General features: G+C 64.6%; 25 protein-coding genes, 1 tRNA gene and 1 pseudogene. 10 read left to right on the top strand and 17 right to left on the bottom strand.

Features of this window, described 5'->3' with window-relative positions; all coding sequences use genetic code 11:
- Window positions 1-11: 11 nt before the first annotated feature.
- The 3 genes from IV498_RS10115 to IV498_RS10105 all read right to left on the bottom strand — a co-directional run bounded on the left by IV498_RS10115 (window position 12) and on the right by IV498_RS10105 (window position 3,259).
- Complete coding sequence (locus tag IV498_RS10115; protein ID WP_269046432.1) at window positions 12-965, bottom strand: ABC transporter ATP-binding protein; 954 nt, start codon at window positions 963-965, stop codon at window positions 12-14.
- Window positions 958-1,932 (bottom strand): FecCD family ABC transporter permease, encoded by a 975-nt coding sequence (locus IV498_RS10110; protein WP_269046431.1) that lies wholly within the window; start codon window positions 1,930-1,932, stop codon window positions 958-960. The genes IV498_RS10115 and IV498_RS10110 overlap by 8 nt, the downstream gene beginning before the upstream one ends.
- A 187-nt stretch (window positions 1,933-2,119) precedes the next feature.
- Window positions 2,120-3,259 (bottom strand): ABC transporter substrate-binding protein, encoded by a 1,140-nt coding sequence (locus IV498_RS10105; protein ID WP_269046430.1) that lies wholly within the window; start codon window positions 3,257-3,259, stop codon window positions 2,120-2,122.
- 181 nt (window positions 3,260-3,440) lie between these two features.
- Here IV498_RS10105 and IV498_RS10100 point away from each other — a divergent pair, with 181 nt between their 5' ends.
- The gene (locus tag IV498_RS10100; protein WP_269046429.1) at window positions 3,441-4,253 is read left to right on the top strand and encodes a DUF6390 family protein; all 813 of its coding nucleotides are present in this window, start codon (window positions 3,441-3,443) and stop codon (window positions 4,251-4,253) included.
- Here IV498_RS10100 and IV498_RS10095 read toward each other — a convergent pair whose 3' ends face one another.
- The 14 genes from IV498_RS10095 to IV498_RS10035 form a co-directional block, all read right to left on the bottom strand.
- Window positions 4,254-4,511 (bottom strand): HypC/HybG/HupF family hydrogenase formation chaperone, encoded by a 258-nt coding sequence (locus tag IV498_RS10095; protein WP_269046428.1) that lies wholly within the window; start codon window positions 4,509-4,511, stop codon window positions 4,254-4,256.
- A 29-nt stretch (window positions 4,512-4,540) separates the two neighbouring features.
- The gene (locus tag IV498_RS10090; RefSeq protein WP_269046427.1) at window positions 4,541-5,182 is read right to left on the bottom strand and encodes a hydrogenase maturation protease; all 642 of its coding nucleotides are present in this window, start codon (window positions 5,180-5,182) and stop codon (window positions 4,541-4,543) included.
- The gene (locus IV498_RS19080; protein ID WP_442951337.1) at window positions 5,179-5,298 is read right to left on the bottom strand and encodes a DUF6893 family small protein; all 120 of its coding nucleotides are present in this window, start codon (window positions 5,296-5,298) and stop codon (window positions 5,179-5,181) included. Before IV498_RS19080 ends, IV498_RS10090 begins: the two co-directional genes overlap by 4 nt.
- 13 nt (window positions 5,299-5,311) lie before the next feature.
- Entirely contained in the window at window positions 5,312-6,754 is a 1,443-nt protein-coding gene (locus tag IV498_RS10085) for a hypothetical protein (RefSeq protein WP_269046426.1), read from the bottom strand.
- Window positions 6,751-7,392, bottom strand: a complete 642-nt coding sequence (locus tag IV498_RS10080) for a DUF6084 family protein (protein WP_269046425.1) — start codon at window positions 7,390-7,392, stop codon at window positions 6,751-6,753. Before IV498_RS10080 ends, IV498_RS10085 begins: the two co-directional genes overlap by 4 nt.
- On the bottom strand, window positions 7,389-8,114 hold the full coding sequence (locus IV498_RS10075; RefSeq protein WP_269046424.1) for a DUF5947 family protein: 726 nt from the start codon (window positions 8,112-8,114) through the stop codon (window positions 7,389-7,391). The genes IV498_RS10080 and IV498_RS10075 overlap by 4 nt, the downstream gene beginning before the upstream one ends.
- Window positions 8,114-9,082 carry a NifU family protein gene (locus tag IV498_RS19075; protein WP_269046423.1) on the bottom strand — a complete coding sequence of 323 codons (969 nt, stop codon included), beginning with the start codon at window positions 9,080-9,082 and terminating at the stop codon, window positions 8,114-8,116. Before IV498_RS19075 ends, IV498_RS10075 begins: the two co-directional genes overlap by 1 nt.
- Window positions 9,083-9,084: 2 nt before the next feature.
- Complete coding sequence (locus IV498_RS10065) at window positions 9,085-10,878, bottom strand: nickel-dependent hydrogenase large subunit (RefSeq protein WP_269046422.1); 1,794 nt, start codon at window positions 10,876-10,878, stop codon at window positions 9,085-9,087.
- A gap of 25 nt (window positions 10,879-10,903) precedes the next feature.
- Window positions 10,904-11,962, bottom strand: coding sequence for a hydrogenase expression protein HypE (locus IV498_RS10060; protein ID WP_269046421.1), 1,059 nt, complete (start codon window positions 11,960-11,962; stop codon window positions 10,904-10,906).
- A 60-nt stretch (window positions 11,963-12,022) separates the two neighbouring features.
- Entirely contained in the window at window positions 12,023-12,889 is an 867-nt protein-coding gene (gene hypB / locus IV498_RS10055; protein ID WP_269046420.1) for a hydrogenase nickel incorporation protein HypB, read from the bottom strand.
- Window positions 12,890-13,222 (bottom strand): hydrogenase maturation nickel metallochaperone HypA/HybF, encoded by a 333-nt coding sequence (locus tag IV498_RS10050; protein ID WP_269046419.1) that lies wholly within the window; start codon window positions 13,220-13,222, stop codon window positions 12,890-12,892. It lies immediately after the preceding gene.
- A 57-nt stretch (window positions 13,223-13,279) separates the two neighbouring features.
- The gene (locus IV498_RS10045) at window positions 13,280-14,419 is read right to left on the bottom strand and encodes a HoxN/HupN/NixA family nickel/cobalt transporter (protein WP_269046418.1); all 1,140 of its coding nucleotides are present in this window, start codon (window positions 14,417-14,419) and stop codon (window positions 13,280-13,282) included.
- A gap of 243 nt (window positions 14,420-14,662) precedes the next feature.
- Entirely contained in the window at window positions 14,663-16,333 is a 1,671-nt protein-coding gene (locus tag IV498_RS10040) for a DUF6297 family protein (protein ID WP_269046417.1), read from the bottom strand.
- A gap of 9 nt (window positions 16,334-16,342) precedes the next feature.
- Window positions 16,343-17,107 (bottom strand): ABC transporter ATP-binding protein, encoded by a 765-nt coding sequence (locus IV498_RS10035; RefSeq protein ID WP_269046416.1) that lies wholly within the window; start codon window positions 17,105-17,107, stop codon window positions 16,343-16,345.
- Between the two features lie 181 nt (window positions 17,108-17,288).
- Between IV498_RS10035 and IV498_RS10030 the strand changes: the two genes are divergently transcribed.
- From IV498_RS10030 to IV498_RS09990, 9 genes and pseudogenes are all read left to right on the top strand, one after another.
- Entirely contained in the window at window positions 17,289-18,188 is a 900-nt protein-coding gene (locus IV498_RS10030; protein ID WP_269046415.1) for a ParA family protein, read from the top strand.
- Window positions 18,136-19,098: a segregation and condensation protein A gene (locus tag IV498_RS10025; protein WP_442951336.1), complete on the top strand. Its 963-nt coding sequence runs from the start codon at window positions 18,136-18,138 to the stop codon at window positions 19,096-19,098. Before IV498_RS10030 ends, IV498_RS10025 begins: the two co-directional genes overlap by 53 nt.
- A gap of 115 nt (window positions 19,099-19,213) precedes the next feature.
- Window positions 19,214-19,840 carry an SMC-Scp complex subunit ScpB gene (gene scpB / locus IV498_RS10020; protein WP_269046456.1) on the top strand — a complete coding sequence of 209 codons (627 nt, stop codon included), beginning with the start codon at window positions 19,214-19,216 and terminating at the stop codon, window positions 19,838-19,840.
- 114 nt (window positions 19,841-19,954) lie between these two features.
- Window positions 19,955-21,184: pseudogene (locus tag IV498_RS10015) on the top strand (pseudouridine synthase); the annotation flags it as partial.
- A 5-nt stretch (window positions 21,185-21,189) separates the two neighbouring features.
- Window positions 21,190-22,338, top strand: coding sequence for a prephenate dehydrogenase (locus tag IV498_RS10010; protein WP_269046414.1), 1,149 nt, complete (start codon window positions 21,190-21,192; stop codon window positions 22,336-22,338).
- 17 nt (window positions 22,339-22,355) lie between these two features.
- Complete coding sequence (cmk, locus tag IV498_RS10005) at window positions 22,356-23,051, top strand: (d)CMP kinase (RefSeq protein WP_269046455.1); 696 nt, start codon at window positions 22,356-22,358, stop codon at window positions 23,049-23,051.
- Window positions 23,044-23,808: a lysophospholipid acyltransferase family protein gene (locus IV498_RS10000; RefSeq protein ID WP_269046413.1), complete on the top strand. Its 765-nt coding sequence runs from the start codon at window positions 23,044-23,046 to the stop codon at window positions 23,806-23,808. Before cmk ends, IV498_RS10000 begins: the two co-directional genes overlap by 8 nt.
- Window positions 23,809-23,810: 2 nt before the next feature.
- Complete coding sequence (gene der, locus IV498_RS09995; protein WP_269046412.1) at window positions 23,811-25,373, top strand: ribosome biogenesis GTPase Der; 1,563 nt, start codon at window positions 23,811-23,813, stop codon at window positions 25,371-25,373.
- Window positions 25,374-25,647: 274 nt separating this feature from the next.
- A tRNA-Pro gene (locus tag IV498_RS09990) sits at window positions 25,648-25,724 on the top strand.
- Window positions 25,725-25,976 lie beyond the last annotated feature (252 nt).

Raw genomic sequence — 25,976 nt, 5'->3', positions numbered from 1 at the left:
AAACATGGGCCTCAGCTGTGTTTGGCGGGGGTGGCCCAGGCTTGGGGTTGTGGGTCGGAGGACCCGGTCGACGGCGGATCGGCGGACGGCGGATCGGCGGACGGCGGTTCGGCGGACGGCGGTTCGGCGGACGGCGGTTCGGCGGCCGGCCGCGCCCCCGCCGTCATATCCGGCACAGGCCCCTGCACAGGCCCCGGCGATGTTTCCGATCGCAGCTCCGACCGCGCGTCATACTGTATGGCCACGGCCCGCCGCAGCACTCCGCTGCCTTCCCGGTACGCGGGCATGCTCAGTCCAACTCCGTACAGGGCGCTGAGTTCGGCCGCGGTCAGCAGCTCTATGGCCGGGCCTACCCGGACGCCATCCGGGTACATCAGGACAACGGCATCGGCCAGGTACAGGGCATGGGCCGGATCATGCGTGCTCAGCAGCAGGGTCATGCCGTCCGCCACCAGATCCCGCAGCAGCGTCAGCACCCTGCCTTGGTTCTTCAGATCCAATCCTGTGGATGGTTCATCCAGCACCAGGAGGGGGCACTCGGTGGCGATGGCGCGGGCAATCAGGACCAGCTGCTGCTCCCCGCCGCTGAGCGTTGGAAACAGCCGGTCCGCCAGTTCCGCGATTCCGACCCGCTCCATCGCCGCATGGGCGGCCCGCCGATCGGCCTCCCCGGGTGAGTGGAAGAGGCGTATCTGCCGGGCGCGTCCCATCAGCACCATCTCCAGCGATCGGTACGCAAAGGCGTTGCCGTGGGCCTGCTGGACGTATCCCACGCTGTCCAGCCTTTTTACGGTGCCCTCCGCCGGCGCCAGCAGACCGGCTGCGCAGCGGATCAGCGTGGTTTTGCCGCTGCCGTTGGGGCCCAGCACGGCCGTCACGGTAGCTGCCGGCAGCCGGAAACCCACGTGGCGGAAGACCCACGCCTTTGCGCCATAGCCATAGCCGACGTCGTCGAACTCAAGCACTGTCCCAGATCCTGTCGCGATGGCGGCGCAGCAGCAGGAAAAACACGGGAGCACCAATCAGGGCGGTCAGCACACCCAGTGGAATTTCCCCGGCTGTAAGCGTGCGCGCCACGGTGTCCACGGCAACGATGTAGGCTCCACCCAGGAAAAAGCTGACGGGCAGCAACACCCGGTGATCCGGGCCAACCCACATTCGCGCCAGATGGGGAATGACCAGTCCCACCCAGCTGATCACGCCACTGACGGCCACCGCGCCCGCCACGATCAGCGCCACGGCGATCAGCACCACCCAGCGCAGGATGCGTGGCCGCAGCCCCAGCGCCGCGGCATCTTCATCGCCGAGCGAGAGGACGTTGATCCGCCAGCGCAGGGCAAGCAGGGTACCGGTCCCGACCAGGATCGGCACGACGGCGGTAAGCACTTTTGCGTAATTGGCGCTCGCGACGCTGCCCAACAGCCAGAAGACAATCGCCGGCAGAGTGGTGAACGGATCGGCAAGGTAGGTGATGAGCGCCACGAGGGCGGAGAAAAACGAACCCACCACCACTCCGCCCAGCACGATCATCAGCAGTGGAGTGCCGCCCCTGCCGGCGGTGATGAGGAAGAGCAGGCACAACGCAGCGAGTCCGAAGGTGAAGGAACCACCCACCAACACCAGGGATCCCAGGCCGAACAGCAGCGCCAGCGCACCGCCAAAGGACGCTCCGGCCGAAACGCCGATGATCTCCGGGCTGACCAGGGGGTTGCGGAAGATGGCCTGCAGAGCGGCGCCGCCGATGGCCAGTCCGCCGCCCACCAGCAGGGCCAGCAGAACGCGGGGCAGCCGCACCAGCAGCACCACGGTTTCCTCGGACGCATCCACCGGCACCTGCAGCGGCAGAACGCGGGAAATCAGGATCTGGGGCACATGCCAGAAAGAAACGTCAAAGCGTCCCAACGCCAGCGCCAGCAAAGAGATGACCAGCAACAGGAGCGCGGTGCCTGCGATGGGACCTCTAATCCTGGGCCCGGGGCCAGCCGCGGACCTCCGGAGGAGCCCCGGTTGGTCCTGCCGCGGGCCTCCCGACTGGTGCTGGAGCAGGCGTGGCGGTTGGCGCTGGAGGAGACGTGCCGATTGGTGCGCGCGGAGGCGTCCCGATTGGTGCCCGCGGAGCTCACTTGCCATGGAATTGCTGGTAATTGGCCGACCGGCTGTTCGCGTTCATCCACAACATGGTGTCAATCTCCTCCTGATCCGGCTTGCGGCCGTACAGGAAATCAAAGTAGCCCGGAATGACGCCGCGCAGCGTCGAGGCACCCGAGCGCGGAAAACAGATATCCGTGAGCCATCGCCACATCAGTGGCGATTCCTGCCCCGGGGGATCCCAACGATAACCGCCCAGCGGTACTTTGTAGACTCGGCGGTTGCGGACGGCCGCCACGTTCTGCCAGACGGAATCGGAATAAAGATCCGGGGGAAGGGCGTCATCGAAATTGCCCAGCAGCATGATGTCCGGGTTCCAGGCCAACACCTGTTCGATGTCCACCCCGACCATGCCCGAGCCCTTGACGCCGGCATCGCCGGTGGCGGGATTGCGGGCGCCAACGGCCTTAATGTAGAAATCGTTGTAGCTGCCGTTGCCGGCCACCTTGAGGCCACCGCTGAAGCGGTTGAAGTACAGCACGCCCGGACCTGGGCCGGACCGGCCGGAGGCCAGGGCCAGGATGGTGTGCAGCTCGTCGTCGCTGCGTGCCTTCATTTCCATGGCCCGGTCAGGCTTGCCCAGCATGGCCGCGAAGAGGCTTATCCACGCGTCAACATCTGACTGTTGACCGGTGTTGGCCAGCCCGATTACCTTCAGACCGGCGTTTTCCAGTGGGTCGGTCAATTGGGAATCACTCCATTGAACCACAGCCTCAGGGTTCAGTGCGCGGATGCTCTCCACATTGGGAGTGAAGTCCGCTGTGGCGATGCCGTGCGGAATCTTGAGTGCGTCGGGAAACATCCTGCCCATGGTTCCGGACCGGATGGCCTGCCAGGAGGCGTTATGCATGCCGACCAGGTGATCCGCCCGCCGATCCACGGCGATCAGCAGTGATGCCGTGGGCATTGGGATGGTCACCACGCGGGTAAGGGGCCGATCAAAGGTCAGGACCTTTCCACGCTGATCGGTCAGCTGGATGCTCTTTCCTGCTGCGGGTGCGGACACGGGCGCTCCCGCCCCTGCCGAGCCGCAGGAGGACAGCAGGGCCGCGCCGCCGCCGAGCAATCCCATGGTCAGAACCGACCGGCGATTCAGCGCGGAACGCTCCACAGGCTGGCCTCCTAGCGGCGAAAGAGCAGTCGGAGCTGCTCGGGCTCTGTTGCTTAGAGCATCCGCCTGAACAGCGGGGGTGTCAATGGTATGATCCGGCTCCTTGTGGCGGTGGGGCCGTGGTGCTAGCGTTCCGACTAGCTTGTGTGAAAGCTTTACCCTTGCGGAACGAGGCCCAGACGTGATAAATTCCGGCACGGTGGTCGACGGCGGAATCAGCAGTGTTGTCAACGGCGCCCAATTGTTTGTCCGTTATGCCTATCCGCCCAATTCCCGTGGCAGCTGTGGACCCGCGGACAGCGACGCGCTGCTGCATTATGGCCAGGCCGGCGTCACCGATTCCGGGTTGCGCGAACTAGCCAAGGGGTTTGCCGGAGCCTGGCCCTATCTCGAGCTGATCGCCGGCGCCACCGGCATCGCGGATCCGCTCGATTACCGGGTGGTCGAGGCATATTGGGTCGGCAATCCGCTGCTGGAGCGGGTCGGTGTGCGAAACATTGGCAACTCCATGGAGGACCGTTTCCGTGCCCGCACCGGGACCCAGTTTTCGCATCTGGTGGAGGGAGTCCTGGCCGGCGGCGTTCCACACCATAGTTTCCATGTTTTGGAGATTTATCCCTGGCTGGGCCTGCTCCGCGATGACCGGCGCTTTGCCACCGCCTTAAACGTGCTGGACCAGTGCCGTATCCGCTGGGGCGAGGTGTTGGCGATCACGGGTGATGAAGCAGTGGTTCGCTCCAGGCCGCTGGCTTGGGACGGACGGATGCTTTCGCTGGGCGAGGCCAAGGTGGAGACGGCGAGGTTTGCGATCAACGGGAGCGGCTTCGTCGCTGGCCTTGCGGCAGGCGACGCGGTCTCGCTGCATTGGGATTGGATCTGCGACAGGCTGAGCGTGGGTCAGCTCCAGCGGTTGCGGTACTTCACCGCCCGGCACCTGAAAATTGCCAACGGCTCGGTGGAGCACCGGGGAACGGCCGTGGCGCTCGAAGGCTGATCAGGGCGTTTCGTCCTCCCCGAGCGGGCCGCTGCCCATCAGCTCCAGTGAGTCCATGGCATGATCGGCGCCCGCCTGGTCCACCCGCTCCAGCGCAAATCCCATGTGGATAATGACCCAGGTTCCCGGCTCCAGAGGACCCTCATCCAACAGTCCAATGTTGATTTTCCGCTGGACGCCAGCCACATCCACCAGAGCCAGCTGATCACCGTAGCCGGGAAGGCGTTCCAGCACCCGGCCGGGAATTCCTAAGCACATCGGCGTTCTCCTTACGGTCTGTGGTTCAGTTACAGTTGCTGGCGGCCTTGAACATTCGCTGCGGGTGCCGCCACCGCCGGCAGCCGGGCCGGGATGGTGGTCGCGATAAGGTTCCTGACCGCGGCCACAGCTGCGGGCACGGAACGGGATACTTCCCGGGACAGGCCAATGCCGTCCTCGATTGAGGCCACGGTGCAGCCCACCAGATAGGTCAACGGCAGGAAACCGCCCATGGCACTCAGGCGTTTCAGCACGGTGAACGGGTCCATACCGTGCGGATCCAGGGCTGGACCGAAGGGCAGCCCAGCACTGCGGATGTCTTCGGGCCCAATCGCCAGGATGCGGATGCTGCCGGGCACCATGGCGCCCGTTACCTTCTCATCGCGGCCGGCGCCGGTGGCCTCCGGCGCGGGCAGCGCATCCACGAGTATCAGGGCGTCCACGCCGTCCAGCAGGTCCAGAGCCAGATGCAGTCCGCGGATGCCATAGTCCACCAGCCGCACTCCCGGATTCCCGACGCCGCCGGCAGTGTCGATGAGGCGCGTAATCACCTCGGGTCCAAAACCGTCGTCGCCCCGGAATATGTTGCCGATGCCTGCCACCAGGACCCGCGTCTGAGTCCCCGGCGTCTGTAGCGCCGGTGCTTCGGGATGCTGCAGGAAATAGTTCACATCTGACGTATTTTCAAATATCGCTGGACGTCGGGAACAGAACGCAGCCCGACCACGACCGCCAGCCCGGCGGCCGCCAGTGCCATGGCCGTGGCGGCCATTCCAATAATTTTCATGATGGCTTTCCTTTCATCGGTTGTTCCGCGGCTCGGGCACCAGCGGCTCCAGCTCGTCCGGCGCAAAATAAAGGTACCGGCCATACCATTCCTGTAGTTCCGCCGCCGGGTCTGCTTCGATGACGACGGCGACATGGGTGCTGCCGTCGACGTCGAAGTGGACACCCGTCACGCGGGCGATCTGCCCGGCGGAGAAGAGATCCTGCGCGTCCGCCCGGCGCCGCGGGGTGATTGTCACCCGGCTGCCCCGGGCCACCGGAATTCCATCGATCATCACCGCGTCGGTTTCCGGGCGAACGCTGGCATCTTCGGCCGGATCCCACCAGGGAGCCTCCGTTGAGGACAACCCGGAAAGTCCGGGGAAGACATCCGCCCCCATGGGGGGTCCTCCAGCCGTGGGCACTGCGGCCGTGCCGGCGGTATCATCGAGGGCATGCGGGTTCCGCAGTGCGCCGTGCAACTGTGCGAGTTCGTCTGCACTCATCGCCTCACACTTATCGATGATTGCGCCGGCCCGCGGGTCCGTGGCCCGCGCTTCGGACTTTTCCTCCTCCGTGAGCGTCAGTATCCGCAGCGTGAGGATCTCGTCGATTTCGGTTGCATCGAACAGGGCCACGGAGCTTTCCGGGGCCACTGCCGGGTGGTCATACAAAATGATGGGGGAGAGCAGCAGGACATCGGTCTGGCCTTCGGGGCCGGCCAGCACTGGCCAGCATCGGTGCTGGGAGCAGGAAGCGGCAGCCTCCCGGGCGGCCTCCGGCGGATCGAGCAGGGAGAGGAAGTCCGAGTCCTCGACGCTCAGGAGCAGGTGCGTGCCGATAAACGACGTGGCGATCGCAACCTGCTTGTCCGACGCCACCCCTGCGGCTGTATTCTCGGCCGTCACGCGAACCCGCAGCAGCCGGCCGGTACCCGCGAAGCTGCCGCGAACTTCGGCCGCCTGCAGCGTTACCGTTCCCTGCAGCGCGCGGCGGCTTCGCACCAGTCTGCCGGCGACGTTTCCGCTGGCATCGATCAGCGGCTCGATTTCGCGGCTGGCGGGGATCTGCACAGGAATGCTGCACCCGGCCATCAGTTCGGCCGTGTTGAAAGGGCCCAACGCCACCTCGTGCTCGGTCGCTTCGTCCCAGCTCAACCAACGCAGGGCGCCAATCCGCAGTTCCGGCACCTCGGTGAAGCCGTCGTCGTCGTTGGCCTTTTCCGCCGTGCGGGTCTGCAGCGCAAGGAAGCGGATCCGCACTTCGATGCCGGCCGCGGGACCGGCCTGCAGCAGACAATCCGCAAACATTGATGACTCTTCGCCCACGCCGGCCGCCGAGGCCCCCGGTGGCCCAAGGATGCCGAACTGCCAGCGTGACTGATTCTTTTGGGAGGAGGCGCGGTAGGGGTAGAGCAGATATCCCTCATAGAGCACCGCGTCGGCGATGACGCGGGCCAGACTTAGGCTGGTACTCATTGGACGGGCTCACCCGCCTTGGCCAGCAGGCTCTCCACGGCGGCGTCCCAGGAGATCAGCCCGCGGGCGGATTTGTACTGCGCCAGCGCAGAGAGCATGTCGCGGTCCAGCCGGATCCAGCCGGAGTTGGGGAAGAAACTGTCCATCAGCTCCCGCCAGACGGAAACCGGCAGTTGGTAGGACGCTTCCCGGTCCCACGGCACCTGCTCCACACCAAAGCCGTTGCTGCCCTTGGTGAAGACCGTGCCGGAAAAAAGGAAGTCCAAAGCAATATTCCTGTCCCGCAGTGCATGAAGGTATTTGGCAGCTGCGACGTCGAAGTCGTACGTGCAGGGGAGCGGAAGATCCACTTCGGTGCCTGAGCTGAAACCCTGCACCATGGTGCCGCACTGCATCCACAGGAACGGCTTCAGGGTGGACGGCCAGCGGACGCGCGGGCCGAAGAGATCCGTCAAACCAGCCTCCTCCTCCGCATCGTAAGCGCGGCGTTGGGGTTGGATGCGGACCTGGCAGCGCAGCGCGATGGCATGGACGGCGGCACCGCTCGATTCGGTAATGTGCAGCCGCGCGGTGAGCTGGGGCGCGGCGGCGTAGGGCTCTGGCACGATGTCCCGAACCGCGAACTCCAGATCAGTCATGGCCGCCGCCCCCCGGAAGTGACGTCGGGCAGGCAGGCGGGTGCGTCCTTGCTGCGGCTGCAGACTTTGTCGAAGAACTCCGCCAGCTGGGCGCGGGCCTGCTGGCCGCCGTCGAACCCCCGCCAGACCCGGCGCAGTTGACCCACCAGCTCATAGCAGGCGTCGATGGGCACCAGATGGCAGTCCGCTACCTGCCGTTCCGGTCCCGGTGCGCGGATCAGCAGCGCCTCGGTGTCCGGGCGGGCGGTTTCCAGCTCCGGGTTCGCGGCCCGAACGCCGTCCCAGGCGCCAAGCGGCAATTCGGATTCGGTGGCCCCGGCGGGGCCGGGATAGAACGCCACCACGCGCCCCAGCTGGGAGTTGGCGAAGAAGAACGCCAGTCCCACGGGTATCTCCAGTTCGTCCCATTGCCCCTGGCCCAGCTCAAAGGAGGGAAAGGACAGGTAACGGTCGGGGACAGAGCGGTAGCGCAGATGGGCGGTGCTGTCGGTGAACAGGAGGTAGCACGGCCGGCAGGTGCACATCATCGCGCGGCTGTCCACGTCCACGACATGCTGATGGGTTGCCGGGATCGGCTCCGCGCACATGTCACAGCGCTCGCCGACGGTAGGCTGCGGCCGGGAACTGGCAATCCGGCGCAGCACGGACAGCGTGGGTTGGGACAGTGCACCGCCCCTGGGCCGGACACCACTGCCGGCGTCCGGCGAAGTGTCCAGGCTCATTACGCCGTGCCCCCGGCCACGGGCACCGAAACGGGCACGGCCACGGACAGAACGCCGCTGCGCACCAACAGCGGCAGTGGGTCAAGGTGCAGGTCCGTCTCCTCCAGACAGATCCCCGCCTTGCGGACGTCGAAGTGGCTGCGGCAGGTGGGACAGCGCAGCAAACCACCGCCGGCGGCGGCGGCCAGGGCGCGCTGCAGCACGGCTCCCGCCAGCGAACCCGTGCAGCGCGGGCAATAGTCCCGGTACGCATAGATATCTTGGCCGGACCGGCAGGCGAGCACCGGCACGGAGCCGATCAGGAAGCCTGCCACTTCACCGGGTTCCAGCCCGGCCAGTTCCGGAGCGGACTCCCAAGCACCGGCCGGCGAGCCGGTGCCGTGCCCGCTCCCAGGCTGGTCCAGGCGGAGCCGCAGCGCTTCGAGGGGGATCAGGGCCGGGGACGCGGCCGGTTGCTCCTCCGCCTGGACTTGGATGGATGTCACCTCCGGCGCGGCGGAGAGGATGGCGTCCTCGACGGCCAGCTTCAGTGTGACTGACGACGACGGGCAGCCGTGGCAGCTGCCGAGCAGACGCAGGCGCACCACGCCGTCGTCGTCGATGCCCAGCAGTTCGACGTCCCCGCCGTGTGATCCCAGATACGGGCGCACGCTCTCCAGCGCGGCCGACACCCGGGCCGGAACGTCCTGCGGGTGCAGGCCGTGGACCAGCAGAAGACCGCAGATCAGCTCATCGGCGCAGAGGGCTTCCAGCGTGTCGTCGTCGAGGGCTCCCCGCTCACTGAGCACGCCCAAGATGCGTTCCAGCCCCGCGCCGTACAGGTCCGTTACCTGCCGCACCAGCTCTTCGGCTCGTTCGTGGGCTACGGCGCCACCGGCCGACAGCCCATCCAGCAGGGTGCTGATCCGCTCCCCGGCGGCCCGGAACTGCGCTTCCCCGGCAGCAACCACCGCGCCTTGGCCGGCCACCGCTATTCTCCGGTGAGTGACTGCGTGGGTGAGTGCAGCAGGTCCAGGGACTTGCCGTCGCCCATGTACATGTGAACCCCGCACGGCAGGCAGGGATCGAAGCTGCGGACCGTGCGCATAATGTCAATCCCCTTGAAGTGCTCCCGGTCGTTTTCCTCGAATATGGGCTGGCCCTGCACCGCGTCCTCGTATGGCCCGGGAGTTCCCGATGCATCGCGGGGACTGGCGTTCCACGGCGTCGGCGGGTAGGGATGGTAATTGGCGATTTTGCCGTCCCGGATCACCATGTGGTGGGAAAGCACCCCGCGGACGGCCTCGGTGAAGCCGCAGCTGACGGCCTCGTCCGGGACTTCAAAAGACTCCCAGGTTTTGGTTCGCCCGGCCCGGATTTCCTCCAGCGCCTTTTCCGCGAAGTGCAGGGCGGCGGCGGCGGCGTAGGCCTGGAAGTAGGTACGCGCCCGGTTGCGCTCCAGCGTGTTGCTCCACTGCGGGATTTTCCACTCCAGTTCCACCGGCCCCTTTAGAGCGGTCTTGGGCAGGTTGATCTGCACGCTCTGGCCGGTGGACTTGATGTAGCCGATGTCGACCAGCCCGGCCAGCGCCGTCGACCAGAGCCGGGCCAGTGGTCCGCCGCCGGTATCCAGTGCCAGGTTGTCGGTGCCGTCAAACCAGCGCGGCGACATCACCCAACTGTATTTATCCTCCAGATCACGGCGCTGCGGCTTCGGGTTGGTGTGCTGGTTCCAAGGATGGCGACGGTCCACCGGATTGCCTAGCGGATCATTGGTTACGAACATCTCCTGGTCATTCCAGTCCTCGTAGTACGAGGAGCCGAGCATGATCCGGATGCCCAGATTGATCCGAACCAGATCCGTGGTCACCAGCTTTCCATCGACCACGACGCCGGGGGTCACGAACATCTTCCGGCCCCACTCCGTCATGTCCTTGTAGGCGAAATTGCAGAATTCGGGATCCTGGAAGGACCCCCAGCAGCCCAGCAGTGTCCGGCGCAGCCCCACCTGTTCGTACCCCGGCAGGGCGTCGTAGAAGAAGTCGAAGAGGTCATCATGCATTGGCACGACCTTCTTCATGAACTCCACGTACCGCATCAGCCGGGTGATGTAATCCGTCATCAGCTGGATGGTGGCGACGGTGCCAACGCCGCCGGGATACAAGGTGGACGGGTGCACATGCCGGCCCTCCATCAGGCAGAACATCTCCCGCGTCAACCGGCTCACCTGCAGGGCCTCGCGGTAGAACTCACCGGTGAAGGGATTCAGTGAGCGCATGATGTCAGCGATGGTGCGGTAGCCGTGCTCGCCCTCGTGCGGGGCACGGGTGTTTTCAGCCTTGGCCAGGACCGCCGGATTCGTTTCGGAGACCATCTTTTCGCAGTAGTCCACGCCCACCAGATTTTCCTGGAAGATGTTGTGGTCGAACATGTACTCGGCGGCCTCACCCAGGTTCACGATCCATTCGCCCAGGTGCGGAGGCTTAACCCCATAGGCCATGTTCTGCGCATAGCACGAGCAGGTGGCGTGGTTATCGCCACAGATCCCGCAGATCCGGCTGGTGATGAAGTGGGCATCCCGCGGGTCCTTGCCCTTCATGAAAATGGAGTAGCCGCGGAAGATCGAGGAGGTGCTCTTGCACTCCACCACTTCCTTGTTTTTGAAGTCGATCTTTGTGTAGATGCCCAGGCTGCCGACGATTCTCGTGATCGGATCCCACGCCATCTCCACAAGGCCATCGTCGGTGGTCCCGCCCTTGGCAGGCATCGGAATCGTCGAAGTCATTTCATTGCCTCTCTCACTTGGTGTACTACCAGGTTCGCTTCGCGCCGGTCAGCAGCTCGCGTCCGGGCTTGCGCCAGCGCGGTTCTTTGTCCAGCGTTTTGGTGGTGATCCGGCGCAGATTGCGGATCGTGGACCCGTAGGGCATGACGGCGGTGGTGGAAAGTTTGCCACCGGGAGGTTCATCCATGAAGGGCATAAATTTGTCGGGGAAGCCCGGCATGGTGCAGCCGATGCAGATTCCGCCGACATTGGGGCAGCCGCCGATTCCGTTCATCCAGCCGCGTTTGGGCACATTGCATTTAACCACCGGCCCCCAGCAGCCAAGCTTGACTATGCACTTGGGCGAACCGTACTCGGTGGCAAAATCCCCCTGCTCGTAGTAACCGGCGCGATCGCAGCCCTCATGGACGGTGTTGCCGAAAAGCCAGGTGGGCCGCAACGCCTCGTCGAGGGGAATCATCGGCGATTGGCCTGTCGCCTGATACAGCAGGTAGGTGATGGTCTCGGAGAGGTTGTCCGGTTGGATGGGGCAGCCGGGCACACAGACAATCGGAATGCCGGCCTTGGATTTCCAGTCGTAGCCCAAATAGTCGGGAACTCCCATGGCACCGGTGGGGTTGCCTGCCATCGCGTGAATTCCGCCGTAGGTGGCACATGTTCCGGCGGCAATGATCGCAGTTGCCTTGGGCGCGAGCCGGTCCAGCCACTCGCTGGTGGTGATTGGCTGCCCGGTTTCAAGGTTGTTGCCGAAGCCGGACCAATAGCCGCCCTCCGCGTGCAGCTTTTCGTTCGGTATGGAGCCCTCCACCACCAGCACGAACGGTTCCAATTCGCCCCGGTCGGCTTTGCGGAACCACTCGAGGAAATCGTCGGCACCCTCCTGCGGGCCGCATTCAAAGTCAATCAGTGGCCAGTGCATAGCGACCTTGGGCAGCCCGGGGAGTGCACCAAGGGCAATCTCCTCCACACTCGGCTGTGTGGCGGCGGTCAGGGCTACGGAGTCGCCGTCGCAACTGAGCCCGGCATTAATCCACAGCACGTGGATGAGCGTCTCTTCGGCCTTTGCTGAAGTGGCGGTAGGCATCGTTGCCTCCTTTGCGAGCCGTCCGTTCGGAACGGGCTCCGTTGGCTTGCGTGCGGAAACTCAGGCCGGTGCTCCAAGCGGCAGGGTCGCTGCCGCGGGCCGGGTTTCCAGCGCATCCTGATTTTTCCTGAGCCAGTCGTACCAGCCCTCCAGACCTTGTCCGGTGGTGGCTGAAACGACGAGCGTGTCGACGTGCGGGTTCAACTGCCGTGCCTGAAGAATGCACTTATCGACGTCGAAATCGACATAGGGAAGCAGATCCGACTTGTTAATGATCACCAAATCGGCTGCCAGGAACATATGCGGATACTTTTGCGGTTTACCATCGCCTTCCGTAACAGAAATAACAACGACTTTGGCTGCCTCACCCAGGTCGAACAGGGCCGGACACACCAGATTTCCAACATTTTCGATGAAGACCGTCGAGTTCGGCTCCGGATTCAGCGCGTCAAGACCGCGATGCAGCATGTCCGCGTCCAAGTGACAACCGGCTCCGGTGTTGATCTGCACCACCGGACTTCCGGTGGTGCGGATCCGCTCGGCATCGAGGGAGGTCTCCTGGTCGCCTTCGACGACGGCGATGTTCAGTTCGCCGCCGAGCTCGCGGATGGTGCGGACCAGCAGCGTGGTCTTTCCGGCGCCTGGTGAACTCATCACGTTGAAGGCCCGGATGCCACGGCCCTCAAGCCAGCCACGGTTGCGCGCAGCCAGCAGGTCGTTCTTGGCGAGCAGGTTCGCCTCCAGCAGCAGTGTCTGGGCTGCGCCGGCGGCCTGCGAAGTGGCTCCATCGTGCGGGTGGCTGTGCCCGTCGTCGTGCGGGTGGCTGTGCCCGTCGTCGTGCGGGTGGGAGTGGCCCGGCTCCCCGGCCACATCGAAGCTGGAAATTCTTACACCTGCGTCATCGCTGCATCCGCACGTGGAACACATCTACGAACCCACCTCCACGGACATGACCATCAGCTCGCGGCCGCTGGTAACTTCGACGTCAGCGCTGCCGCAGGTGCATAAGAGGAGCGTGTCCGGCAGCACTACATCGCGATGGCAGCTGCGGCAGCGGATGCGTCCCTGCGGCTCGTCTATCCGCAGGACGGCACCGGCCAGCGGAGTATCTACAGATACCAGTTCAAAACAAAAGCGTACGGCATCCGGCAAAACTCCACTCAAGCGCCCAATTCGCAGATTGACACCCTTGACTGCGCGCTTGCCTGTTCGTCCCAGAACCGTATCGACCAGGCTCTGTGTGATGGAGAGTTCATGCATTGGCTTTGCCACCTCGTGCCCTTAATGTAGGCTTCTCCACCGCAAACCGCAATAGCTTCAGAGGTCAGGACTGTCCACGGTGCTGGGCCGCTTTAAAGCGAGGGTCCACTTGTCCTCGATGTGCCCGAATTTCCAAACTCCGGCGGCGATGACCCAAGCCAGGATAAAGATGGCAAGAATGGCGTAGCCGACGCTGTTCAGGTCCATTCGGCCGATCGCGGCCAGCGGTCCGGAGTGAATGCCCGCCTTGTCCACCAGGATGGAGGTGAGCTCGATGGATCCGATGACCAGCGCCACGGCAACGGAGAGACCAGTAATGACCAGGTTGTAGTAAATTTTGCGGACCGGTTTGGAGAATGCCCAGCCGTAGGCGAAGTTCATGAAGCAGCCGTCGATGGCATCGAGCAGACTCATTCCAGCGGCGAAGAGCACGGGCAGGGTCAAAATGGCATACCAGGGGAGCGAAAAGGCTGCTGCACCACCGGCCAGCACGAGCAGGCTGACTTCCGTGGCGGTGTCAAAGCCGAAACCGAACATCAGGCCCACGATGTACATCTGCCACGGCCGGCTGACGATTCGGGTGGCGCCGCCAAAGATGCGGTTCATCAGGCCCCGCCTGTTGAGCTGCCGCTCCAGTGCCGATTCGTCGAACTCGCCCTGCCGCATCCGGCGGAAGACCTTGACGATGCCAAGCAGAATAACCAGATTGAGAATGCCCAGAATGTAGAGGAACACGCCGGAGACTCCGGTTCCGATCAGCCCCAGCAGGGCGTGCAGGGCGGAGGAGTCCGAGTCGACCTCGGCCGCAAAGGCCCGCACCCCCAGCGCCAGCAACGCACAAAGGGCGAACACAATGCTGGAGTGGCCCAGAGAAAACCAGAAACCCACGGAGAGCGGCCGCTTTCCATCGTTCATCAGTTTTCGGGTTGTACTGTCAATGGCGGCAATGTGATCGGCATCGAAGGCATGGCGCAGTCCCAGCGTGTAGGCGGTGACACCAAGTCCCACCCCGAACACCGCCGTGGAGCCAACCTGGTAATTCCTGGGCGCAACAATTGCCAGCAGGACACCCCAACCGAGCACATGCAAAAAGGCTACGAACGCAGCCATCCCCGAAAGGGAGAGCCACTCGCGCAGCGTCAGCGTGTTCCGGATTCTGCCCATTCGAGAGGTGACGACGCGTTCCGCCTCATTCATGAGCCGGTCCTGAATCTTTGCACGTTGTCCCCAAGGTGTCCGTCAGTATGGAAACGAATGGTGATGGTCGGGAAGTAGCGACAGTCTATGCCCGGGCTGCGCAACGGTACAGAGCCCTTAGCCCAGGTCGGGAAGCTGCGACGCCTGCAGGCCGAGCATGCAAGGCCATGTGCGCGGCAAGATCATCCTGGACGTCTGCAGCTTCCAGCGGCCGCCCGCATCCAGCCATCAGCTGACCACATATCAGCGACCACCGGCCGCCAGCTGGATGCCACCGCCTGCGCCCTTGCTGCGCTTTGGTTTGCGCAGCCGACAGCCCCAGCCAAAGCCAATCAGGCTTAGGCCCAGCTGCACCGGATAAGCCAGCAGCGGGACTCCGCCGGAGATAAGGCAGATGAGGGTGGGAAGAAGTGCAATCAGGGTCAGGTCAGGGCCCACCAGGAAGCTGCGGATGGCACCAGTGGGGACGGGCCCCATCGCGGTGGAGACGGCCGGCATATTCCAGTCCGGGGTGGGCCGGAAGGCGGCCCGGAGCGTGGCACCGCCCAACCCGGGCCCCGCCAGCAGTGCCAGAATGATCAGCGTCCAAGAACCGACGCCCAGCACGTGCAGGAGCACGAAGCACAGGATCATCCACAGCGTCATGCCCGCCGCGGGCAGCACATAATGGACCTGGCGCACGAGCTTCGCGGGGAGCGGCATCAACGCATCGACGCTGGGGTTTCCAGCCGCGAATCGCGCCACCGCGCCCAGACCTGTGACAGCAAAATGCGCACAGAAATACAGCACCACCGCGATCAGCGTCGCGTTCCCCAAGAACTGGACCGATGCCAGACTGGCGGGAATGGCCGCCAGCACCAGCACCCGTATCAGCCGCGTGGGCTGGCGCAACTGCATGGTCAGATGGGCGCTGAGCATCGTCAGCACGCTGCGGCGCGTCTGGCTCCCGCTGCGGAAGACCAGGGGCAGCCGAATCCATGAGGTACCGCTGCGGGTGCCGCTGCTGAGCGACTTGGACAGCTCGCTGGCGTCCATCGACAGGACCGACCCCGCGACGTAGGCGCTGGCGACGGCACTGGCCCTCAGGCTGGCGGAGCTGACGCGCTCCAGATTTGCATAGACGAGGACCAGCACGGCCAGGGCGACGGCGACCAGCAGCAGCGGCCAGAGCGCGCCATTGGCCACGAGCAGTGGCCAACTGGTGGGCAGATACAGCAGCCAGGACATGTCTACCCGGGTGCCGGAGACATTGTTGTACAGGGCCGTACCGACAAGTGAGAGCGGGGCCACCAGGGTCACGGCCGCCGCCAAGGTCCCCAGCCAGCGGCCCCGTCCGGTGATTTGGACCCAACCGGCCGTTCCGTACAGGAACAGGGCCAGGGCCGCCCCGCAGAGGGTGGCCAGCGCCACCAGTCCGGGGGAGGACTGAGACCCGATGCCCAAGGACAGCGGCACCACGACGGCAATGCCACCGGCGACGGGCCAGATCATGGAGCGCAGGAAGCCGGGGGAAATAAAGCCGCGCCGGCGTACCGGCAGCCCCAGCCACCAAAAAGTCTGTGGAACGGTCATGGCAATGGGGCCGAGGTTCAACTGAACATTGAGCAACGCCGCGGCCAGCGTCAGCATCAAGGTGGCGCTGGCCTGCAGCGGGGCGAGACTCTGGAATCCGGGGGAAAGCGCTGACGCGCTCCACACGGGGGTGGAGCCCAATCCGAGCGAATGGCGCAACCCCAAAACGATGGCGCCCGACATGACCACCAGAACGATGGCGGCAAAGACATAGGTGTAAGCCTCGGAGATGAGTTCGCCGATGCCGCCTTCAGATCGGGCGAGTCCCACCTTGAAGGTATAGCGGCGGATTTCCCGGGCGCTGAGCAGCGTCCGTTCGGATTCAGCGGGGTGTGAGGTCATGGCTGCCGTTCAGCCCGCGTGCGGGTTCTCGCTGGCGATGGCCAGCGCTGCCTGGGTTGGGGTCATCCGGCGCACCTCGTCGGCCACGAAGATGGCTCGGGTAGCCACCGTGCTCAGGAACGCCGGATCGTGGGTGACCAGCAGCAACCCCAGACCGCCGTCGACCTCTGCCCGCAGGCGGGTGGCCAGCTTGGCACGCATGGCGGTATCAAGGCGTTGCTCCGGTTCGTCCAGCACCAGCAGGGACCGGGGCCGCACAAAGGCGGCCGCCAACAGCATCCGGCGGCGTTGGCCGGAGGACAGGTTATGCGGTAGCGAAGGGCGCTGGGCGGAGAGTCCGAAAAAATCGAGCTCGGCGTCGATCATCGCTTCCACATCCGTGGCTCCGTGCCCGGCAGCGACAATGGCCAGATGTTCCTGAACCGTCAGAGCGGGAAAGAATGCGTCGTCGTCGAACACCATCGCCACCTCGCGGCGGAAGGCGAGGCTGCGGTCGTCGGCTTCCTCGCCGTTGACCCGGGTCTGTCCGCTGATGGCCTCCTGCTGGCCCACCACCGTTTTGAGCACGGTGGATTTCCCGGCCCCGTTGGGACCGACGAGCGCCAGGGCTTCACCCTGGCGCAGGCTGAAGGCGATTTCGCCGCAGACCGCCTTGTTGCCGTAGCCGACCTGAAGGCGCTCCGCACGGATTAGCTCCGGCCGCGCGGGATCGGCTGGAATCCGTTCGGGGGAGCCGCTGGTGGCCGGTTTCTGGGGCTTTCGCGACTTGCTCATCACCTGAAAGTATAGGCGCGCTCCCTGATCGTGGTCCGCATCCGGCGAACACTCAGGTTCCAGTTGAAAGTCAAGGCTCAAGACCCGGTGCGTCCGAATGTTTCCGGGAACGCACCCACGGGGCGGTAACCTTGGGGGAGGACCGGTGAAACCCGATAGAAGCGAAAGTGTGGACTGATACGTGAGCAACGAGCAGGGTTCAATAACTCTGGAAGGCGCAGACCTGGACTTTGACGACGTCGTCATGGGTCCCACCGGACGGCCGCTGACCGAGTTCCCGGAGCCTCCTGTGCTCTCCTCGCACGGTCCGGCCCGCGTCATAGCGATGGTGAACCAGAAGGGCGGCGTGGGCAAGACCACCTCCACGATCAACCTCGGCGCTGCGCTGGCCGAGGCGGGCCGCAAGGTGCTGCTGGTGGACTTCGACCCACAGGGTGCCTTGTCGGCGGGCCTCGGGACGAACCCGCATGAACTTGATCTGACCGTGTACAACGTGCTGATGGACCGCAAGGTGGATATCCGCGACGTGATCCGGCACACCGAAATCGAGAATATCGATCTCCTGCCGGCGAACATCGACCTTTCGGCCGCGGAGGTGCAGTTGGTCAACGAGGTGGCCCGCGAGCAGGTGCTGGACCGGGCGCTGAAAAAGGTCGAGGACGATTACGATGTGGTGCTGATCGACTGTCAACCGTCCCTCGGCCTGCTGACCGTCAACGCACTGACCGCGGCCCATGGCGTCATCATTCCGCTGATCTGCGAATTCTTCGCCCTGCGCGCCGTCGCACTGCTGGTGGAAACGATCGAGAAAGTCCAGGACCGGCTCAATCCGCGCCTGCAGGTCGATGGAGTCCTTGCGACGATGTATGACGCCCGCACGCTGCACAGCCGGGAAGTCATTTCCCGCCTGGTGGAGGCGTTCGGTGACAAAGTCTTCGAGACCGTGATTAAGCGGGCCATTAAATTTGCCGATGCGACGGTGGCAGCGGAGCCGATAACTACTTTCGCCGGGAACCATCAGGGGGCGGATGCTTACCGGCGTCTCGCCAAAGAGCTTGTGGCCCGCGGTGGAGCGCCCTAACTCAGTCCACGCTGAGGCCGGGCCGCCTCCTTCCGGAGCGAAGCAGGCCGGTAAGACATTCGAGGTCCGGCTCGACAACTTCACCGGTCCCTTCGATCTGCTGCTGGGCCTGATTTCCAAGCACGAGATGGATATCACCGAGGTTTCGCTGTCCCGGGTCACGGATGAATTTATCTCCCACATCCGGCGGCTCCAGCAGCTTGGCCAGGAGTGGGCGCTGGATGAGGCCAGCGAATTCCTGGTGGTTGCCGCTACCTTGCTGGATTTGAAAGCGGCCCGGCTGCTGCCCTCCGGGTCGGTGGAGGACGACGAAGACATCGCACTGCTGGAGGCCCGGGACCTGCTCTTCGCCCGACTGCTTCAGTACAAAGCCTTCAAGGAAATGGCGGCGATCCTTGCTGCCCGGTTGGCTCAGGAATCGAGCCGCTTTCCCCGCATGGCCCCGCTGGAAGCGCATTTTGCCGCGCTGCTTCCGGAATTGGTCTGGCGGCACACTCCGGAACAATTTGCAGCGCTGGCCGAGCAAGCGATGAAGCCCAAAGCGGCCGCCCCCACCGAGGTCGGTTTGGCCCACTTACACGCCCCCGCCGTCAGCATCAGGGAACAGGCGGAGATAATTGGCACCCGGTTGAAGGCGGCGGGATCTTTGTCCTTCCGCATGCTGACATCCGATGCCGGAACCACGCTGGTGGTCGTGGCGCGGTTTCTTGCCCTGCTGGAGATGTTCCGCGATGCCGTAATCGCCTTCGAGCAGGCGGGCCCGCTGGGCGAACTGACAGTCCGATGGACCGGGTCCAATCGTGGCTGGAGCAGCGGAGATCTAAGCGAGGAATACGCCGGCGGCGGCCGCGGCACGCCCAGCGCCGCCCCCTTACCAGTGGCGAAGATGGAGGCAGACGGTGATGGATAAGGAATCGGGGGCACGGTCCCGGCCGGCGGACGACGACGAGGCCGCGGCTTTGGGCGAATCTGTGGATGAGCCCTTGGCCAGTTCTTTGGACGGCTCCTTTGGCGACCCGCTGAATATGGATCACCTGCCCGGTGGTGCCCGGGCCGCGTTGGAAGCCGTGCTGATGGTGGTGGACGAGCCCGTTGAGGAAAGCGCGCTTGCCGCGGCCCTCGGACGCCCATTGGATGACGTCCGCCAGTTGCTGGCGGGGCTGCAGCGCGAATATGACGGCTATACTCGTATAGGTCACGATGGCGTGCCCGCCGGAAATCAGGATGATTCCGCCGACTTTGTCACTGCCCCCCGCGGTTATGAACTGCGGAACGTTGCAGGTGGGTGGCGGATTTACTCAAGGCCGGAGTTTTCTGCCTTGGTTTCCCGCTTCATAATGGACGGCCAATCGGCCCGGCTGACGCAGGCGGCACTGGAAACTATGGCGGTCATCGCTTATCGCCAGCCGGTTTCGCGGGCCAGGGTTTCGGCGATCCGTGGCGTCAACGTCGACTCGGTGGTGCGCACGCTTATTCAACGTGGTTTGATCGAAGAAGCGGGGACAGATCCGGAATCGGGCGCCTTTCTGTATCGGACCACGCAATTTTTTCTTGAACGGATAGGTGTTGGCAGCGTGGATGAACTTCCGCGGCTGGCACCCCACTTGCCGGGACTGGAAAACCTCCATGACTTTGAAGATTCGCCCTACTGAACGTACTACTTATAAGGACTCACCATGACACCGTCCCGCCGCCCAGAAAACTCGGGGCGAAGCCAATTCGGCCAGGATCGGAACCAGCCGCGGGGCGGGGCACCGCGCGGTGCTGCGCCGCGCAGCGGTGCGCCCAGGAATGCCGGTGCCCCGCGCGACGGAGCCCCTCGTGGCCGTGCGGGGTTCACTGATGCCCCGCGCGATGGTGCTGCGGGTAACGACCGCAGGAGTGGCGGTGCGCCGCGAGGTAACGCTGCTCCGAGGAGTGGCAGTGCGCCGCGCGAGGGAGCGCAGCAGGATGCTGCGGCTAAAGCCTGGCGCGCCAGATCCGGCTCACCAGAGACTGGGTCAGCAAGGTCGGGCTCAGCGCAGGCCGGTTCCGCCCGATCCGGTTCGCCCCGATCAGGTTCAGCTCAGTCGGGCGCACCGAAATTTGCCGCCGGCCACAACAAGTCCGCCACGCCGGCGGGCGGCACCAGAGCCGGCGCGCCAAAAGGCCCCCGCGCTTTCAATGGTGAGCGGTTCGGACGCAGTCTTGGACCGGTCAAGAACCGTCCCACCGAGCAGAACCGCAGGCCGGTCAATCAAGGCCGCGGCGAGGATCTCCACGATCCAGCCGGTGTTCGCCTGCAGAAAGTGATGGCTTCGGCCGGGGTAGCCTCCCGCCGGGTTTGCGAGGACATGATCGCCGAGGGCCGGGTCGAAGTCGACGGGCACGTTGTGCAGGAATTGGGTCTGCGCGTGGATCCCAAGCAGGTCACGATTTCAGTGGACGGCATGCGGCTTCAGCTGGATGAATCGCTGTTGTACATGGTGTTCAACAAGCCCAAGGGAGTCGTGTCCACGATGGATGATCCGGAGGGGCGTCGCTGCGTCGGGGACTACCTGAAGAATCGGCAGGGCAATGAGCGGCTTTTCCATGTCGGACGGCTGGACACAGCGACCGAAGGTTTGCTGCTGCTGACCAACGACGGCGAACTGGCTAACCGCCTGACCCACCCCAAATACGAGGTGCCCAAAACGTATTTGGCCCAGGTTCGCGGACCGATGGCCGCCGGCGTGGGAGCACAGATGCGTGAAGGCATCGAGCTTGAAGACGGCATGGCACGCGTGGACTCCTTTAAATTGGTTGACTCCACACCGGGTCACATCCTGGCCGAGGTTGTGCTGCATTCGGGTAAGAACCGCATTGTGCGGCGCATGTTTGAGGCCGTCGGTTACCCGGTGGAGCGCCTTGTCCGCACCCAGATTGGCCCGATCCGGATGAACGACCAGCGCCAGGGCAGCATCCGCGTCCTGGGCCGGCAGGAAGTGGGCCACTTGCTCGCAAGCGTCGGAATGTAAGGGTGATGAATCCCTCGCATCTGAACGGTCCCGTACTGATTCTGGGCACCGGTCTCCTTGGGGCAAGCATCGGACTTGGCCTGCGCAGCCGCGGCATTGACGTGGTGCTGGCCGACAGTTCGCCGTCCGCCCAGGCCGTCGCCGTCGATATCGGCGCGGGCAGGCCACTGCAGCCGGGAACCGACTTGGAGCCGGAGCTGGTTGTGGTCGCCGTGCCGCCGGACGTCACAGCGGCCGTGGTGGCGGCTGCGCTGCGAAACTACCCGGCCGCCGTCGTCGTCGATGTTGCCAGCGTCAAGGCCTCCGTGCTGGCTGAATTGCAGGCCTTGCTGCTGTCCGGAACCGCGGAACCGGAGCTGCCTGCCGCGTCAATTCCGGTTCCGCCCGGCGTGGAATTGACGCGTTACGTGGGAACACACCCGATGGCGGGCCGGGAGCGTTCCGGCCCGGTCGCTGCCCGCGGTGAGCTTTTCACCTCCATGCCCTGGGTATTGTGTCCTTCCGGGGACAGCAGCGCGGCTGCCATCAAAACCGCGCAGTCGCTGGCCATCGATCTGGGCGCTGTGGTTTTCCGTTTCGCCCCCGCGGAGCACGATGCGGCGGTGGCGCTGGTGTCGCACCTGCCGCAGATCATGTCCTCGCTGGTGGCCGGTCGACTGCAGGACGCCCCGGCCCATGCCCTGTCGCTGGCCGGAAACGGACTGCGCGATGTGACCCGAATCGCGGCCAGTGATCCTTCTCTGTGGGTGCAGATACTGGGCGCCAACGCCGCGCCCCTGGTGGCGATCCTGGAGCAGGTTCGCCATGACTTGGATCGGTTGATCAACACGCTTCACGCACCCGCAGCGCCCGGCGCCAGGCTGGACCTGGCGCAGCTGATCAGTGAGGGCAATGCCGGGCAAGGACGAATTCCGGGCAAGCACGGGGGACCGGCCCAGCAGTACGCCTGGCTGACAGTGCTGGTGGATGACAAGCCCGGTCAGATTGCACGGCTGTTGACCGAAATCGGTCAGATAGGTGTCAATATTGAAGATCTGCGGCTGGACCACTCGGCAGGGAAGGAAATGGGCCGGGTGGAGCTTTCCGTGATGCCCAACAGGCGGGTGGGGCTGGTGGAGGAACTGACGGACCGCGGCTGGAAGGTCATCTTGTGACGGAAACGAACTTGAAAATGCTGCACCTGGGTAAACCCCTGGTGGTGGCAATCGATGGGCCCTCCGGGTCGGGGAAGTCCAGCGTCAGCCGTGAGGTTGCCCGCAGGCTGGGCCTTGCCTACCTTGATACCGGCGCCATGTATCGCGCCTTGACCTGGCACTGCGTATCGCACCGGATCGCTTTGGACGACGCGGTTGCCGTGGAAGCGGCGTCGCGGGCGCTGGATTTGGAGCTGAGTTTGAGCCCGGACCAGGAATATGTCCGGGTAGCCGGCCAGGACGTCACCGACGACATCCGGGAACCGGCAATCTCCTCCGCCGTCAGTGCGGTAGCCACCACGCTGGGTGCCCGCACCCAATTGGTCCGCCGGCAGCAGGAAACGATTGTCCGCGCCGGTCGGCGCATTGTGGTGGAGGGGCGGGACATCACCACCGTCGTCGCGCCTGCCGCGGAGGTGCGGCTGTTGCTGACCGCCAGCGAAGAGGCGCGCATGGCCCGGCGCGGAATCCAGCTCGGAGGCAGCCAGAGTCAGGAACAGCTCGCGGTGCAGGTGCTGCACCGCGATGCGAAGGATTCAACTGTCGTGGAGTTCCAGCGGGCGGCCGACGGTGTGCTCACGGTGGACTCCTCACATATGGATTTCGAGCAGACCGTAATGGCCGTTGTCCATGCCGTTCTGGACGCGGTGGGAGGTCATCGTAAGAATGGCTGAGGTGGAACTGGCTCCCGCTCGCTGGCGGACCTGGTGGAGCCGGCCGGTGGGCAGAGTGCTCGATCACATTGTTTACCGGACGACCGTGGGGGGCCGGCGGAATGTCCCCGCCTACGGGCCATTGATTTTTGCCGCCAACCACCTCAGTTATCTGGATGGTCCGGTGATGGTTGGGGCGGCGCCGCGCTATATGCATGTGCTGGTCAAACGGGAAATGTTTGTCGGATTCCTGGGCCGCGTGCTGCGTGCCTCAGGGCAAATCCCGGTGGACCGCAGCGGCGACCGGCGCGCGCTCCTGCGCGCCATGGCCGTGCTGAAGCGCGGCGGCTGCGTGGGGATCCTTCCGGAAGGAAAGCGCGGCTCCGGAAACGCCGAAAGCGTCAACAGTGGGGTGGCATGGCTTGCGCTTAACTCCGGTGCCGCCGTCGTTCCTGTCGCCATCTTGGGAACCCGGATCACCGGGGACCACCGCAACAAAATCCCGGCTCCGGGACGTCGGCTCCAGGTGGTCTTCGGGACACCGCTGACCATCGGCCGCGAACCCGCGGTGAGCGGGCGTGTTTCAATGGACAGGGCAGCCGAACAAATCCGGCTCCGGCTGGCCGCCCATGTCCAGGCCGCCATTGCAACGACCGGGCAGCAGTTGCCCGCAGACGAATCCCCCGCATCCGGGGAAAGAACAATTAGTGGGGACGATCCTGCACATCAGCCATCCACCGCTGACGGGGACCCCACAGAACAGCATGAAGGAAAGTGACCATGAGCGACTCTCAGTCCGCCGGCCGTTTGAACGAAGGTGACTTCGATTCCAACGATGCCGAGTACACTCCCACGGGGACGGATAAGATTGCCGAACGCCTGGCAACCTTGGACGATGCCGACGCCGAGGTCCGTGCCGCCTCGCTGCGGGCAGGTCTGGCCGACTACGAGCTGGACGAGGAGGACGCTGCCCTGCTTGAGGGCAGGTTCGACGACGGCGACAGCGCCGGCCAGCTTCGTCAGGATCCGGTGTTGGCCATTGTGGGACGCCCGAACGTGGGCAAGTCCACGCTGGTGAACCGAATCCTCGGCCGCCGCGAGGCCGTAGTGGAGGACACCCCGGGGGTGACGCGTGACCGGGTGACCTATGCCGCGCACTGGAACGGCCGTAATTTCACCGTGGTGGATACCGGCGGCTGGGAGTTTGATGCCAAGGGCATTCATGCCAGGGTCGCGGACCAGGCAGAAATTGCCGTGGACATGGCGGACGCCGTGCTGCTGGTGGTGGACGCCACGGTGGGCATTACCGCCACCGACGAGGCCGTGGTGAAGATGCTGCGCCGGGCCAAGAAGCCAGTGATCCTGGTTGGCAACAAGGTGGACGACATTCAGCTCGAATCCGACGCCGCCGCACTGTGGGGCCTGGGTCTGGGCGAGCCGTGGCCGGTTTCCGCCGTGCATGGTCGAGGCGTCGCGGACATGCTGGACAAGGTCATGGAAACGCTGCCGGAGTTCTCCGCGGTCGAAGGTCTTGACCGCACGGGTGGACCTCGGCGGGTGGCCCTGATCGGCAGGCCTAATGTCGGCAAGTCCTCGCTGCTGAACAAGCTGGCCGGCAGCGAGCGCGTGGTCGTGGATCCGATGGCCGGCACCACCCGAGACCCAGTGGATGAGTTTATTGAACTGGGGGAGCGCACCTGGCGCTTCGTGGACACCGCCGGCATCCGCCGCCGGGTGCACATGGCCCAGGGCGCGGACTTTTACGCCTCCCTGCGCACCCAGTCCGCGCTCGAGAAGGCGGAGGTAGCCGTCGTGCTGCTGGCCGTGGACGAGGTGCTCAGCGAGCAGGACGTGCGCATTCTGCAGCTCGCCGTCGAATCCGGCCGGGCGCTGGTGCTGGCCTTCAATAAGTGGGACTTGCTCGACGACGAACGCCGGCGTTATTTGGAACGCGAAATTGAGCAGGACTTGGCACATGTCGAGTGGGCACCGCGGGTTAACATCTCGGCCAAGACCGGCTGGCACAAGGACCGCTTGGTGCCGGCGCTGGATCTGGCTTTGGACAACTGGGACCGGCGCATTCCGACCGGCCGCCTGAACGCCTTCCTGGGCGAGCTGGTCGCCGCCCATCCACACCCGGTCCGCGGCGGCAAGCAGCCCCGCATCTTGTTCGGCACCCAAGCTTCCAGCCGGCCGCCGAAGTTTGTGCTCTTCACCACCGGCTTCCTGGATCCGGGCTACCGCCGCTTCATCACCCGCCGGCTGCGCGAAACCTTCGGCTTTGAGGGCACCCCCATCGAGGTCAGCATGCGGGTGCGGGAAAAGCGCGGCAAGAAGAGGTAGGTCCTGCCGGGGGCCGACGGCGGCGGTAGAATCACGCCGTCCTCGTTCCGCAGTAAGAGCATAAGCGGCTGCAGGGTCACCGTCGTCGTTGGTCAGCGGGAGCGTAAGCGGAGGCAGGGTCACCGTCGTCGTTCGGCAGCGCGAGCATAACTGGACACGTCCGGTCGGCGGATGTGGACTCCCTGCGCCGCTGGACTGGTCATAAACATCTGGTTTTTACGATAAGCTTTTTCAGGTGCTTCCGCTGGTCCCTTTAAGGGTCGCGATGCATTTTCGGGCTGTAGCGCAGCTTGGTAGCGCACTTGACTGGGGGTCAAGGGGTCGCAGGTTCAAATCCTGTCAGCCCGACCAGAGAAAACCCCGCTTTGGGAACCATTCGGTTCCGAAGGCGGGGTTTTTGCCATCCGTCTGGCCACTGTGCCCAGCAGTCAACGTGAACAGTGGGCAGAAAATCAATCTGGGCGAGTTCTAGCGAACGTTGCAACACCCCCGACTAATCGGGAGTTGCAGCACCCATGGAATCAGCAGCAGTAAGTAGTTCATCGTTTTTGGGGAAGGGTTCGTCTTTTACGCAAGGGTCGGGTTTCCCGGTCAGGTCACGTC

The organism is Paenarthrobacter sp. Z7-10 (genome assembly GCF_026932795.1).
GTDB lineage: Bacteria > Actinomycetota > Actinomycetes > Actinomycetales > Micrococcaceae > Arthrobacter_M.
The sequence above is the reverse complement of the archived record's forward strand: the minus strand, read 5'-3'. Positions and strand labels throughout refer to the sequence as shown.

Excerpts from the sequence above, each read along its gene's own strand:
- IV498_RS10095 (WP_269046428.1), bottom strand. The coding sequence starts at position 4,511 with ATGTGCTTAGGAATTCCCGGCCGGGTGCTGGAACGCCTTCCCGGCTAC.
- IV498_RS19080 (WP_442951337.1), bottom strand. The coding sequence starts at position 5,298 with ATGAAAATTATTGGAATGGCCGCCACGGCCATGGCACTGGCGGCCGCC.
- IV498_RS10085 (WP_269046426.1), bottom strand. The coding sequence starts at position 6,754 with ATGAGTACCAGCCTAAGTCTGGCCCGCGTCATCGCCGACGCGGTGCTC.
- IV498_RS10080 (WP_269046425.1), bottom strand. The coding sequence starts at position 7,392 with ATGACTGATCTGGAGTTCGCGGTTCGGGACATCGTGCCAGAGCCCTAC.
- IV498_RS10075 (WP_269046424.1), bottom strand. The coding sequence starts at position 8,114 with ATGAGCCTGGACACTTCGCCGGACGCCGGCAGTGGTGTCCGGCCCAGG.
- IV498_RS10065 (WP_269046422.1), bottom strand. The coding sequence starts at position 10,878 with ATGACTTCGACGATTCCGATGCCTGCCAAGGGCGGGACCACCGACGAT.
- IV498_RS10060 (WP_269046421.1), bottom strand. The coding sequence starts at position 11,962 with ATGCCTACCGCCACTTCAGCAAAGGCCGAAGAGACGCTCATCCACGTG.
- hypB (WP_269046420.1), bottom strand. The coding sequence starts at position 12,889 with ATGTGTTCCACGTGCGGATGCAGCGATGACGCAGGTGTAAGAATTTCC.
- IV498_RS10050 (WP_269046419.1), bottom strand. The coding sequence starts at position 13,222 with ATGCATGAACTCTCCATCACACAGAGCCTGGTCGATACGGTTCTGGGA.
- IV498_RS10045 (WP_269046418.1), bottom strand. The coding sequence starts at position 14,419 with ATGAATGAGGCGGAACGCGTCGTCACCTCTCGAATGGGCAGAATCCGG.
- IV498_RS10040 (WP_269046417.1), bottom strand. The coding sequence starts at position 16,333 with ATGACCTCACACCCCGCTGAATCCGAACGGACGCTGCTCAGCGCCCGG.
- IV498_RS10035 (WP_269046416.1), bottom strand. The coding sequence starts at position 17,107 with ATGAGCAAGTCGCGAAAGCCCCAGAAACCGGCCACCAGCGGCTCCCCC.
- IV498_RS10025 (WP_442951336.1), top strand. The coding sequence starts at position 18,136 with ATGCTTACCGGCGTCTCGCCAAAGAGCTTGTGGCCCGCGGTGGAGCGC.
- scpB (WP_269046456.1), top strand. The coding sequence starts at position 19,214 with ATGGATCACCTGCCCGGTGGTGCCCGGGCCGCGTTGGAAGCCGTGCTG.
- IV498_RS10010 (WP_269046414.1), top strand. The coding sequence starts at position 21,190 with ATGAATCCCTCGCATCTGAACGGTCCCGTACTGATTCTGGGCACCGGT.
- cmk (WP_269046455.1), top strand. The coding sequence starts at position 22,356 with ATGCTGCACCTGGGTAAACCCCTGGTGGTGGCAATCGATGGGCCCTCC.
- IV498_RS10000 (WP_269046413.1), top strand. The coding sequence starts at position 23,044 with ATGGCTGAGGTGGAACTGGCTCCCGCTCGCTGGCGGACCTGGTGGAGC.
- der (WP_269046412.1), top strand. The coding sequence starts at position 23,811 with ATGAGCGACTCTCAGTCCGCCGGCCGTTTGAACGAAGGTGACTTCGAT.